14 protein-coding genes are annotated in these 12,478 nt (G+C 65.1%); 12 read left to right on the plus strand and 2 right to left on the minus strand.

Going from position 1 to position 12,478, the window contains the following annotated elements; genetic code table 11:
- Positions 1-524: 524 nt before the first annotated feature.
- The gene (locus CCS01_RS33730; protein ID WP_158258404.1) at positions 525-887 is read left to right on the plus strand and encodes a HipA N-terminal domain-containing protein; all 363 of its coding nucleotides are present in this window, start codon (positions 525-527) and stop codon (positions 885-887) included.
- Here the strand turns inward: CCS01_RS33730 and CCS01_RS14915 are convergent.
- On the minus strand, positions 833-2,212 hold the full coding sequence (locus tag CCS01_RS14915; protein ID WP_104519594.1) for an ISKra4 family transposase: 1,380 nt from the start codon (positions 2,210-2,212) through the stop codon (positions 833-835). The genes CCS01_RS33730 and CCS01_RS14915 overlap by 55 nt on opposite strands.
- Positions 2,213-2,283: 71 nt before the next feature.
- On the opposite strand from CCS01_RS14915, the gene CCS01_RS33735 reads away from it, so the two are divergent.
- Positions 2,284-2,439, plus strand: a complete 156-nt coding sequence (locus CCS01_RS33735) for a hypothetical protein (RefSeq protein WP_158258405.1) — start codon at positions 2,284-2,286, stop codon at positions 2,437-2,439.
- Between the two features lie 218 nt (positions 2,440-2,657).
- On the opposite strand, the gene CCS01_RS14920 is transcribed toward CCS01_RS33735, so the two are convergent.
- Complete coding sequence (locus CCS01_RS14920; RefSeq protein WP_275112922.1) at positions 2,658-3,596, minus strand: LysR family transcriptional regulator; 939 nt, start codon at positions 3,594-3,596, stop codon at positions 2,658-2,660.
- A gap of 257 nt (positions 3,597-3,853) precedes the next feature.
- Between CCS01_RS14920 and benA the strand changes: the two genes are divergently transcribed.
- The 10 genes from benA to CCS01_RS34370 form a co-directional block, all read left to right on the plus strand.
- Complete coding sequence (gene benA, locus CCS01_RS14925; protein ID WP_104519595.1) at positions 3,854-5,200, plus strand: benzoate 1,2-dioxygenase large subunit; 1,347 nt, start codon at positions 3,854-3,856, stop codon at positions 5,198-5,200.
- Positions 5,201-5,213: 13 nt separating this feature from the next.
- Positions 5,214-5,741 (plus strand): benzoate 1,2-dioxygenase small subunit, encoded by a 528-nt coding sequence (benB, locus tag CCS01_RS14930; RefSeq protein WP_104519596.1) that lies wholly within the window; start codon positions 5,214-5,216, stop codon positions 5,739-5,741.
- A 16-nt stretch (positions 5,742-5,757) separates the two neighbouring features.
- Positions 5,758-6,798 carry a benzoate 1,2-dioxygenase electron transfer component BenC gene (gene benC, locus CCS01_RS14935; protein ID WP_104519597.1) on the plus strand — a complete coding sequence of 347 codons (1,041 nt, stop codon included), beginning with the start codon at positions 5,758-5,760 and terminating at the stop codon, positions 6,796-6,798.
- A gap of 7 nt (positions 6,799-6,805) precedes the next feature.
- Positions 6,806-7,597, plus strand: a complete 792-nt coding sequence (locus CCS01_RS14940) for a 1,6-dihydroxycyclohexa-2,4-diene-1-carboxylate dehydrogenase (RefSeq protein WP_275112923.1) — start codon at positions 6,806-6,808, stop codon at positions 7,595-7,597.
- 71 nt (positions 7,598-7,668) lie between these two features.
- Positions 7,669-8,598, plus strand: coding sequence for a catechol 1,2-dioxygenase (gene catA, locus CCS01_RS14945; RefSeq protein ID WP_104519598.1), 930 nt, complete (start codon positions 7,669-7,671; stop codon positions 8,596-8,598).
- A gap of 106 nt (positions 8,599-8,704) precedes the next feature.
- Positions 8,705-9,862, plus strand: a complete 1,158-nt coding sequence (locus CCS01_RS14950) for a muconate/chloromuconate family cycloisomerase (protein ID WP_104519599.1) — start codon at positions 8,705-8,707, stop codon at positions 9,860-9,862.
- Between the two features lie 9 nt (positions 9,863-9,871).
- A complete protein-coding gene (gene catC, locus CCS01_RS14955) occupies positions 9,872-10,156 on the plus strand; it encodes a muconolactone Delta-isomerase (RefSeq protein ID WP_104519600.1) in 285 nt (94 codons plus the stop codon).
- Between the two features lie 55 nt (positions 10,157-10,211).
- Positions 10,212-11,045, plus strand: coding sequence for a BKACE family enzyme (locus tag CCS01_RS14960; RefSeq protein ID WP_104519601.1), 834 nt, complete (start codon positions 10,212-10,214; stop codon positions 11,043-11,045).
- 335 nt (positions 11,046-11,380) lie between these two features.
- Positions 11,381-11,704: a hypothetical protein gene (locus CCS01_RS14965; protein ID WP_104519602.1), complete on the plus strand. Its 324-nt coding sequence runs from the start codon at positions 11,381-11,383 to the stop codon at positions 11,702-11,704.
- Positions 11,705-11,949: 245 nt separating this feature from the next.
- The coding region (locus CCS01_RS34370) for a transposase (protein WP_193540138.1) at positions 11,950-12,478 on the plus strand (529 nt) is incomplete at its 3' end.

Raw genomic sequence — 12,478 nt, forward strand, 5'->3', positions numbered from 1 at the left:
ATCAGGGGGACATCGGCGCCGGGGTGCGGGTTGGCGTCTTGTCGGGTAGATATGCCGTTTCGGTTGTGAGGCGATGCTGCCTGTGAAAATGCCGGCTCGCAGGAGGGGGCGGTCGCGTGGGCCGAGGTCGTCGCTCTGTCGTCATGGCCGGTGGCGTTACGGCAAACCGCAGGTCGGTTGAGACAAGGCAACGGTGCGCCTTCATCGTCATGGTGGGCGAAGGCCCACCACCCACGCCTGGCGGTATTGATGCCGCGCGCAGGGATGGATGGCGGCCCGGAGCCTGTGCCCGGGCTCTTGTCCCGGGTAGCCGCCATGACGGTCAGAGAGCGCATCGCCGATCTGTCCCAACCAACCTGAGGTCTGCTGTAGCCGTCGGCACGGTCCGGGCCATCGTAGGCAGCGCGGGAGGGCGTCGCAGCGGACCCCTGCCAAGGCAGCGATGGACGATATGGCGTAGCGCGTCACCTTGGAGGTTCATAGCGGCGGAGGTTCATAGCGGCGGCCGCTGGCAGGTTGCCGCGGTGGCCGAACTTGGTTCGGGGCATAACGACGCCTCCACGTTCGATTATGACATGCAGTACTGCTTGCAGCATGATCCTGCGATGGCGGGGAATGTCATCGGCGCTACCGCTTTGAGCGTTCGGCTTCCGTTGAGCCTGGAGTGGCAGAAGTTCAGCCATTGGCCGCCTTTCCTGCTGGACGTCCTGCCGCAAGGCCATGCGCGACAACGTCTTGCCAAAGCAATGAATCTCAATCCCGACTCCAGCGCATGCGAGTTGCCTCTTCTGCTGCGGGTGGGCGGCGGGAGCATGCAAACCCGTGGGGTTCATTACGAAGCCGCTTTGGTTGTCCCTTCGTCATTGGCGGAGCGGAAGCCGCGATAACGCCTGCGGAAGGCGTCCTCGAGCGTGCCGTCCAGCACGGCGGTGCGACCGTCGAGGAAAGGCTGCACCGTCGTCCTGTTCCAGCGCATCTGCTGCTTCTTGTTCATGCGCCTGGCCACGATCTCGTTGACCGCACTCTCCACGAACGCGGTTGAGATCGGCTCACCGCGCCGGCGCCGGGCCGCATAATGGACCAGCGCGCCCTGGTTGCGCTCGAGGTAGCCCAACAACTCGCTGACGTGCCGCTGGAGACATTCAGTTCCGGCCACCTCCCGCAGGGGCCTGCGCTGCGTCCAGCGACACAGGGCGGCGAGCTTGCGCCGGCATCCCGGCCAGCGGCCGTGCCACAAGCGCCACTTGGCCCGCTCCAGGCCGCGAACCGTCCGATCGGCGAGATGTGCGTCGGCGGTGCCGGCGCCAAGGCCACGGGCCGTTTGCAGCGCGTGTTCGAAACGCACCGCGAGGTGCCACCAGTCCGACACCACCGTGGCGTCAGGCCGCGTCGCGCGCTGCAGCCGCCACAGCCCGGCATCGCCGTCGCACAGCACCGTCGCCGGCGTGTCCGCACCCACCCCCGCCGCAGCGAGCGCCTGCTGGAACACCTCGAAGGCAGCCACCGGACCGTTGCGGACGAAGGCAAGGCGATGCTGGGCTCCCTCGGCATCACCAACCTTGCCCGCGATTACCTCGAAGTGGCGCCCCTCCCGGCCATGCCGGTTGCGCACATAGCCGCCGTCAAGCCCGACCACGACCGGTGCGGCTGCCTGCGCCGTGTCGGTGACGGTCGGCTGCCGCACAACGATCGCGCCGACCCGCCTCGTCCGGTTGCGCACCGTGCTGGCGTGCTGCGTGCCACTCATCGGCGGCAACTCGGACAGCAGAGCGGCGACCTTGCCGAAGGGGACCAATGCCGCATAGCGGGCCGTGACGTAGGTCAGTTCAGGAGCAACGGCATTGCCGCCAAAGTCCAGGACGGCGGAGCTCTTCGCCTCACCGTCGCCTTGGCAGGGGCAAATGAGCAGCCGCCGGACGCGCAGCGGCACGTCGCCGAACAGCGAGCGAAACCGCATCCGATAGTGGCCCCCGCTGGCCAGCGTGCGGCCGCAGGCCACGCAGGAGCGACGATACGCGCTCAGGACCGTCACCCGGGCCGGCACCATCTGAGCCTGCACAGCCGCTGTCAGCTGCCTGGTCTCGTCGAGCCGCAGCCCAAGCTCGGCCAAGCCGGCTTCCTCATCACGTTCGATCCGGGCCACCTCGGTCTTGGCCGTCACGCCCGGCTGCAACTCCGTAACCAGCTTCACCCGCCACACCAGTTTTGCCACCGGCTCACCCTCATCTCGTGAGCCGAGAACCTATCAGGACGGGAACAAACCCCACAGGTTTGCATGCTCCCGTGGCGCGCCTGCGCACCGACACAGACGGCGAGCACGTCGAGGTGCTCTACTGGTCGCTACGCACCGACCGCTGGTCACCCACCGGCCCATCCGGCCGCACCATCCTGCCGCCCGACCAGGCTCTCCGCTTCATCGCCGCCGAGGCCATCTTCTGAACGCAGGTATGAGCGACTAAGAAATGAGAGGCGGAAAGTCGAGCTGAGCAATCGTGGTCCTGTGGGTCAGGCAGCGAGATGTCCATTTCTTGCAGCGTCGCCGTCTGCCTGAGGACTGGCGAGCTATCATCTTTCACCCTTGCTGCCCCTATCGGCTGCCGCACACCGTCGCTGCTGTCTAACTGACGACCGCGATGATCGTGGGCGCCATCGGCGACCTACTTGCCAAGTATGATTCCCTCCCGCCGATAGATCTCGTGGATTAGTGACAGTATCAGCTCGATCTCCGGCGAAGGATCGTCTTTCCTTGTGCTGAAAATGATTGGTGAGAAGGCCTGGTCCTCGTCAAGGTGCCGGTAGACGACGTTGTCGCGGCGCAGGCGCTCGACCCCCGCCGGCACCAGGCAAACGCCGGTTTCCGCTGCCACCAGACCGAGCGCGGTCTGCAGTTCCCGCACTTCATGGATCATCGACGGCTTCAGATCCCGTGCCCGGAACAAGGCCAGCACTTGGTCGGCGTAGCTGGGGCGAGGCGCCTTCGGGTAGACGACCAGCGGTTCGTTGGCGAGTTCAGCCAGACGCAGTGGGCGCCTGCGGGCCTGAAGGGGATGAGAAGCAGGCAAGGCGGCACACAGTTTTTCGTTGCGCAGAACCTGCCGCTCGATCTTGGGATCTTCGAACGGGATACGCCCGAAGCCGACATCGATGCGCCCCTCCTTGAGCGCCGCGATCTGCTCAAGTGTTGTCAGTTCAAGCAAGGTGATATCAACAGTGGGGCGCGCAGCCCGATAGGACCGGATGACTTCCGGCAGGTAGCCGTAGAGGGTCGAGCCGACGAAGCCGATGCTGAAATGCAGCCGGCCGGCTTCATGCGCCCGGCGGGTCATGAGCTTGATTTCCTCCACCCGCTCCAGCACCTGGACAGCCTGCTCGTAGAACAGGCGGCCGGCATCGGTCAGGCGGATCGGCCGGCTGCCGCGTTCCACGAGGATCGCACCAAGTTCCTCCTCCAGTTGCTGGATCTGGCGGCTGAGCGGAGGTTGGGCGATATGCAGCAGCTCGGCTGCGCGGGTAAAGTTTCGCTCCCGCGCGACGGCCACGAAATAGCGAAGCTGCCGCAGTTCCAGACGATACCTCCCGGGTATGGACCCAACCAATTTAGTCTTGGACGGACTGCCTGTGAAGTGTCAGATCAGCGGGCAACGAGGAAACCAACGCATCAGGTATCGTCGCAGATCAAAGAACCAATCCGGCCGATTGCCGAGACAGCCTGTGCGACGTGCCGCCCGCTTTCGCCTTGGCTCCTTCGTTCGTGGACCACGCCGCTGTTGCCTGAGCGGCCGGGCCGCGACTGTGCAACCTGCTCTGCGCGACGTCCCTGCACGGCGCCAAAAGCAAGAATTTGGAGGAAAGCATGTTTGATGCCGTCGAGACTTCGGTTGCTCATGCCTTGGAGGACAATCCCGAAACGGGGGTCTATCGCGTAGCCCGCGATATCTTCACGGACCCGGCGCTCTTCGAGCTGGAGATGAAGTACATCTTCGAGGGGAACTGGATCTACCTGGCGCACGAAAGCCAGATTCCGAACAGGAACGATTATTTCACCACCACCATGGGCCGCCAGCCCATCTTCATTGCCCGCAACAACGACGGCGAGCTGAACGCCTTCATCAACGCCTGCAGCCATCGCGGCGCGATGCTGTGCCGGCACAAGCGGGCCAACAAGAAGACGTATACCTGCCCGTTCCATGGCTGGACCTTCAACAATTCCGGTAAGCTGCTCAGCGTCAAGGATCCGCGCAATGCCGGATATCCGGAAACCTTCAATAAGGATGGCAGCCATAACCTGACCAAGGTGCCGCGCTTCGAATCCTACCGCGGGTTCCTGTTCGGCAGCCTCAATGCCGATGTCGTGCCGCTGCAGGAGCATTTGGGCGAAGCCGCGAAGATCATCGACATGATCGTCGACCAGTCGCCGGACGGGCTGGAGGTGCTGCGCGGCTCCTCGACCTACGTCTACGATGGCAACTGGAAGCTGCAGACGGAGAACGGCGCCGACGGCTACCACGTCAGCGCGGTGCACTGGAACTATGCCGCCACGACGAAGCGCCGCAAGGACGGCGAGCAGGCGGACACCATCCGCGCCATGAGCGCGGGTGGCTGGGCCAAGCAGGGCGGCGGCTTCTATTCCTTCGAGAACGGCCATCTTCTGCTCTGGAGCAATTGGGAAAACCCTGAGGATCGGCCGAACTGGGAACGGCGCGACGAACTGGCGGCGCAGTTCGGGCAGGCCAGCGCCGACTGGATGGTGCAGCGCTCACGCAATCTCTGCCTCTATCCCAACGTTTATCTGATGGACCAGTTCAGTTCCCAGATCCGCCACTACCGGCCGATTGCCGTGGATAAGACGGAGGTTACGATCTATTGCATCGCCCCGAAGAACGAAGCGCCGGAAGCGCGCGCCCGGCGCATCCGGCAGTACGAGGATTTCTTCAACGCCAGCGGCATGGCCACGCCGGACGATCTGGAGGAATTCCGCGCCTGCCAGATGTCCTATCAGGGCCGCAATGCGCGCTGGAACGACATGTGCCGCGGCGCGACGCACTGGATCCAGGGTGCCGATGCAGCAGCCGAGGCCATCGGCATGAAGCCGCTGATGAGCGGCGTGCGCACCGAGGACGAGGGTCTGTTCGTCATCCAGCACAAATACTGGCAGGAGACGATGCAGCGCGCCCTGGCGGCGGAAGCAACCAAGGCCTGAGGGGAGCAGGACAATGTCCATCACAATGGAAAATGCGAACAGCGGTGCGAAGACCCTGTCGGTCGCGGATGTCCAGGCATTCCTGTATCGCGAGGCACGGTGCCTGGATGACAAGGACTGGGATGCCTGGCTGGCCTGCTATGCCCCGGATGTCGAGTTCTGGATGCCGTCCTGGGATGACGACGACAGGCTGACCGAGAACCCACAGACGGAAATTTCGCTGATCTGGTATGGCAACAAGGGCGGATTGCAGGATCGGGTATTCCGCATCAGGACCGAGCGCTCCAGCGCCACCAGCCTGCCGGAACCGCGCACGTCGCACACCATCAGCAACGTCGAGATCCTGGAGCAGGACGGCGGGGTCTGCCGGGTGCGCTTCAACTGGGTGACGTTCAGCTACCGCTACAGGATCACGGATACCTATTTCGGGACCTCGTTCTACACGCTCGATACATCCGGCCCGCTGCCGCTGATCCGCAAGAAAAAGATCGTCCTGAAGAACGACTATATTCATCACGTGGTCGATATCTATCACATCTGATCCGCGGAGTTCAAAAATGGCAAAGATTGCCCTCAATTTCGAGGACGGCTTCACGCGCTTCATCGAATGCCGATCGGCGGAGACCCTCGCCGAGGCGTCCTATCGGGTTGGCATCAACATTCCGCTCGATTGCAGCAACGGCGCCTGCGGCACCTGCAAATGCCGCGTGCAGTCCGGCGAGTACGACGGCGGCGACTACATCGAGGAGGCGCTGACCGAAGCGGAAGCCGCCGAAGGCCTTGCCCTCGCCTGCCAGATGCAGCCGAAAACCAACCTGGTCGTGGATATTTTCGCCTCCTCCGAGGTGTGCAAGACCAAGGGGCAGACATTCCAGGCGCGGCTGCGCTCGGTTGACAGGCTGTCCGATACCACCATCGCCTTTTCGCTGGAGGGAGCAGGTTCTCTTTCATTCCTCCCCGGCCAGTACGTGAACGTGCTGGTGCCGGGAACCGACCAGCGGCGCTCCTACTCGTTCAGTTCCCCGCCGGGCGCCGACACGCAGTCGTTCCTGGTTCGCGACATCCAGCCGGGACTGATGAGCACGTTCCTCCGGGAGAAGGCCCAGCCTGGCGCGGCCATTGAATTCGTCGGTCCGTCCGGCAGCTTCTACCTGCGGGAGATCAGGCGTCCGCTGCTGTTCCTGGCGGGCGGCACCGGGCTGGCGCCGTTCCTGTCGATGCTGGGCAGGATCGCCGAGACAGGCACGGCCGGTCATCCGGTCAATCTGGTCTATGGCGTCACCAACGACGTGGACCTCGTCGGCGTCGATCAGCTTCAGGCGTTCGCCGAACGCATCCCGGGCTTCACGTTCACGACCTGCGTGGCGGCCCGGGACAGCGGGCACCCGCGCAAGGGCTTCGTCATGGCCCACATGGATCGCGCTTACCTGAATGGCGGCGACGTGGACGTCTACCTGTGCGGCCCCCCGGCCATGGTCGACGCCGTGCGGGCCTGGCTGAACGAGCAAGGTGTGACGCCCGCGAACTTCCACTACGAGAAATTCTCGCCAAGCGGTGCGGTCACCACGATCGGTGAAACGCATCGGGCAGCGGCGTGAGGCGGCCATGACGATGACCTGCACAGGACGCTTCGCCGGAAAAGTGGCGGTGGTGACAGGGGCGGCGCAGGGCATCGGCCGATCCGTCGCGCTCCGCCTGGCGCGGGAAGGCGGCGCGGTCGCCCTGGTGGACCGCTCCGACCTGGTTGCCGAAGTACGGCAGGAAGCCGAAGCGGCCAAAGCCCGGGCGCTGGCGATCACCGCGGATCTGGAAACCTTCGCCGGTGCGACGGACGCCTTGCGCCAGGCGCAGGACCGTTTCGGCCGCATCGACATCCTGATCAACAATGTCGGCGGGACCATCTGGGCCAGACCTTTCGCGGAATACGAGGAAGCCCAGATCGAGGCCGAGATCCGGCGTTCGCTGTTTCCGACGCTGTGGTGCTGCCGGGCGGCGCTGCCGCTGATGCTGCGGAACAACGGGGGCGCGATCGTGAACGTCTCCTCGGTGGCGACGCGCGGCATCAACCGCGTGCCCTATGCCGCGGCCAAGGGCGGGGTGAATGCCATCACCGCCTGCCTCGCCTGGGAGTATGCCGAGCACGGCATCCGGGTGAACGCCGTGGCGCCGGGCGGCACGGAAGCCCCGCCGCGCCGTATTCCCCGCAACGCTGCCCCGCTATCCGAACGCGAACAGCACTGGTGGCGCGAGGTAGAGGAACAGACCACCGCTTCGAGCCTGATGCACCGCTATGGCACGACCGAGGAGCAAGCCGCGGCGATCCTGTTTCTGGCTTCCGATGATGCCACCTACATCACCGGCGTCACCGTGCCGGTGGCCGGTGGCGACCTCGGCTGACGACGGCGCCGGACCGTATCCGGCAGGCAACGACAGAGACCGGCACGATGGCCGGAGCATGGAGGAACACGATGACTGAGTCCCTGATCAACACCCCCTATGTGCAGCAACTCATCGGCAAGGTCGCCGGTGTGGAGCAAAGCGGCGGCAACCAGCGGCTGAAGCAGATCGTCGCGCGGCTGACGACCGATATGTTCCGCATCGTCGAGGACTTCGACGTGACGCCGACGGAGTTCTGGACCGCGGTCAGCTACATCTCGCGCCTCGGCCAGGCCAACGAGGTCGGCCTGCTGGTGCCTGGCCTGGGCATCGAGCATTTCCTCGATCTGCTGATGGACGAAAAGGAACGCCAGGCCGGGCTGGCGGGCGGCACGCCACGGACGATCGAAGGGCCGCTGTACATCGCCAACGCCCCGCTGGCCAAGGGCGAGGCGCGGCTGGACCAGGACCCCGAGCAGGGCGAGGTCCTGTTCATGCAGGGCCAGGTGAAGGACGTGGACGGCAAGCCCATCGCCGGCGCCATCGTCGATGTCTGGCACGCCAACACCAAGGGCGGCTATTCGCATTTCGACCCGTCGCAGAGCGCCTACAACCTGCGCCGGCGCATCGAAACCGATGCCGAAGGCCGCTACCGGTTCCGCTCGATCCTGCCTTCCGGTTACGGCTGCCCGCCGGACGGCCCGACACAGCAACTGCTCGCCGGCCTCGGACGGCATGGGCGTCGTCCGGCGCATATTCATTTCTTTGTCGAAGCGCCGGGCTGTCGCAAGCTGACGACCCAGATCAACATCGCCGGCGACGAGTACCTGCACGACGACTTCGCCTTCGCCACCCGCGACGGGTTGATCCCCGACGTCGTCCGTCACGACGATCCCGCCGAGATCAAGGCGCACGGCCTGAACGAGCCGTTCGTAACGATCCAGTTCGACTTCACCCTGAACAGGGAGGCGGCGCACCTGCCGGAGGCGGTCGTCGTGCGTGAACACGCGAAGGCTGCCTGAGCCTGATCCCGGCGGCCTGGCTCCGGCGTCTGCCGGGGCCACCTGCCCCTCAAAGCGGCACCACCCGCGACGTTCTGCCTGCATACACCCGGGCCGGAGGCCTGACATGCCGGACTCTCTTTTCGACACCGCCAACCTGACCCGCGACCTGATCATCGCCTCAGTCCGCAGCACCATCGTGGACGTGCCGACGGTGCGCCGGCACAAGCTGTCGCAGACGTCGGTCACAGCCCAGAGCTACGTCATCGTCCAGGTACGCCTGGCCAACGGCGTCGAGGGCGTCGGCGAAGCCGCGACATTGGGTGGTCCGCGCTGGAGCGAGGAAAGCGTCGAAGCCATGAAGGCCAACATCGACGCCTATCTCGCCCCCGCCATCACTGGCCAGTGCGCTGGCAGATTCGAGGCCATCGGCCTGCGCCTGGACCAGGCCGCAAAGCGCAACAATGCTGCCAAGGCCGCAATCGAGACGGCACTGTTCGATGCCGTCGGGAAAACGGTTGGTCTGCCGGCCGCGGCTCTGCTGGGTGGCGCGGTGCGGGATCGCATTCCCGTGCTGTGGACGCTTGCCTCGGGCGACACCGCGCAGGAGGTGGAGGAAGCCGAACGCAAGCTGGAAGCGCGGCTGCACCGCACCTTCAAGGTCAAGATCGGCGCCCAGGCGCCGGACGCCGACATGGCCCGGATGCGCCACCTGGCACGCGCCCTGGAAGGCCGTGCCGAGCTGATCGCCGATGCCAACCAGGCCTGGGACGAGACCATCGCCGCGCGCTGCCTGCCGCAGCTTGCCGAGATGGGCGTCCGGCTGGTCGAGCAGCCGGTGCCGGCGTGGAACATCGGCGCCATGGCCCGGCTGCGCGCCCGGCCCGGCACGCCGCCGCTGCTGGCCGATGAATGCGTGTTCGACGCCCACGACATGCTCGCGGTCGCCGCGGCCGCCGCGGCCGATGCGGTGTCGCTGAAACTGGTCAAGCACGCCGGCCTGCTGGGGGTGCGGAAGGTGGCGGCGGTGGCGGAAGCAGCCGGTATCGGCCTGTATGGCGGCTGCCTGCTGGAAAGCTCCATCGGCGCCGCCGCGCACCTGCAGGTCTTCGCCACGTTCCGCGCCCTGGACTGGGGCTGCGAACATTTTGGCCCGCAGATCCTGACCGACGACCTGGCGACCGAGCCGCTGCATTTCGAAAACTTCCATGTGCATCTGCCGGCCGGACCCGGCATCGGCGTGGTGCTCGATCCGGACAAGCTGCGCCGCTATGCGCGATCATAGGAGGAAACCATGCTCTACCACGTCAGGATGGACGTCCATCCGCCGCACGGCATCGATCCGGCCCTCTTCGATCGCCTGAAGGCGGAGGAGAAGGCGCGCGCGCAGGCGCTGCAGCGCGAAGGCAAGTGGGTTCACCTGTGGCGCATCGCCGGGCAATACGCGAACATCTCGGTGTTCGACGTGGAAAGTCACGACGCGCTGCACGACATCCTGTCCACGCTGCCGCTGTTTCCGTTCATGGAAATCAGCGTGACGCCGCTTGCGCGGCATCCATCCGCCATCAGCACGAAATGAAAGGCGCGGCGGCATCCGCTGCCAGATAGCGCCATCATCCGCACGGAGAGCAACCATGCAGCCCGTCGTCCTCGCAGTCGCCATCACCGGCTCTGTTCCGCGCAAGAAAGATAATCCAGCCGTTCCTGTAACGCCGGCCGAGCAGATCGAAAGCACGCACGAAGCGTTCGAAGCCGGCGCGTCGCTCGTCCATATCCATGTCCGCAATCCCGATGAAACGCCGTCGAGTGATCCGGCCCTGTTCGCTCAGGTACAGGAGGGCGTGCGCAGGCACTGTCCAGGCATGATCATCCAGTTCTCGACCGGTGGCCGCGGGCGCGATCCCTCCACGCGCGGCAACGCCCTGGAGCTGCGGCCCGACATGGCCTCGCTCTCCACCGGGTCGGTGAATTTCCCCACCATCGTCTACGAGAACCCGGCTGCCCTCGTTGTTGAGCTGGGAACGAAAATGCAGGCCAATCGTATCCGGCCCGAGATCGAGATCTTCGATCTCAGTCATATTCACGCGGCCCGGCGGCTGATCGATCAGGGTTTGATGGATGAACGGCCGCATGTGCAGATTGTCATGGGCATCAGGAACGCCCTGCCGGCACGGGAACACCTGCTCGACCTCATGCTCGGCGAACTTCGGCGGCAAATCCCCAATGCAACATGGACCGCCGCAGGCATCGGCGTAGCCCAGTCACCTGTCGTGGACTGGGCTCTTGCGCGCAATGCCGACGGTGTCCGCACCGGGCTCGAGGACAACATCCGGATCAATCGCGATTGTCTCGCCTCCAGCAATGCCCAACTGGTGCGGCTCGCTGCCGGAGCCATCATGCGTCACGGGCGCCGGCCTGCTACCGCGGATGAGGCTCGGCGCTTGCTCGGGGTGAGCACAACACCATGATCGCGGGGCCGCATGGGACGTACTCGTTGCACAAGTTCCCATGTCGTCGATCTGTCCCGTGGATACCCGCATGGATTGTTCGGGGTGTCGCTCGATGACGTTACACCTCAACCCTTGTCGCCGGAGGATCTGAAGATCACTCATTCCCGCCATCCGACAGTCGCCGGGGCGTGTCCGCTTTGAAAATGACGGCCAGGGTGGCTGGATGGCCATTCTGGGCGCAGAGCGGGTATTGACACTCTCCCCTTGTGTAGTCGCGCGTCACGCCAGACCAGCCTGACAATGCAGCCCTCAGGCATTGTCCAGAGGCTTGCCGTCATGGGGAGGAAGCCGGCTTGGCTGAGCTTGGGCTGCGGCTCGACGAGGCCAGGCAGCTGACAGCGGCTGTGCAGGCTCAGATGGTGCCGGCCCGGGTGACGGTCCTGAGCGCGTATCGTCGCTCCTGCGTGGCCTGCGGCCGCACGCTGGCCAGCAGGGGCCACTATCGGATGCGGTTTCGCTCGCTGTTCGGCGACGTGCCGCTGCGCGTCCGGCGGCTGCTCATTTGCCCCTGCCAAGGCGACGGTGAGGCGAAGAGCTCCGCCCTCCTGGACTTTGGCGGCAATGCCGTTGCTCCTGAACCAGCGGTTCTCAATGCGACTGAGTCGCGTTCTGAGTGATGATCCGCATCCTTGTGGGTGAGTCGCAAATGCCACCATGCGCGGCTTTCTTCGCCTGAAGGTGCGGTTTTCGTCACGCCGGCCTTGCGGCACCCGGCAAACCACCATTCTGGGGCGGTATGAGTGCCCTTGGGGATTGCATCGCCGATCTGAGCATGGTCTGCGCCGGTCTGGCCCGAGAGCCTATCCAGAAATTTGTGTGAAGGTCATAACGAAACCCCTGAGTGATGGGGCGGGAGCGCGCTATGACGATTCGCAACGAGCTGATTGATGAGCTGCTGGCCGGTCGCGACCCGGCCTTGGTGATGCGCCACGACGGCCTGCTGGGCGAGCTGAAGCAGGCGCTGCTGAACCGGCTGATGGCCCCCCAGTTCGACCACCACATGGACCAGGAGCGGGCCAGCGGCGAGGGCCGCAACCACCGCAACGGCGCCACCCGCAAGCGCGTGCTGGCCGGCGACGGCACCGTCGAGATCACCGTGCCACGTGACCGCGAAGCCCGCTTCGAGCCTGTGTTGATTGGCAAATACCAGCGCCGTCTGCCCGGCTTCAACGACAAGGTGATCTCGCTCTACGCGCGCGGCATGAGCACCCGCGAGATCCAGGGCCACCTCGAGGACCTGTATGGCACCGAGGTCTCGCCGGCCGCGGTCATGCGTCACCTCCGAGGTGACGGTCCAGCCGTTCACTGGCCAGTTGCAGCAATTCCGGAGCGGCCGAGAGGTACCAGTAGGTTTTGCCGGGATCGACATGGCCGAGATAGGTCGACAGCAG

Origin of the sequence: Rhodopila globiformis, assembly GCF_002937115.1 — a bacterium.
In the GTDB taxonomy this organism is placed as follows: Bacteria; Pseudomonadota; Alphaproteobacteria; order Acetobacterales; family Acetobacteraceae; genus Rhodopila; species Rhodopila globiformis.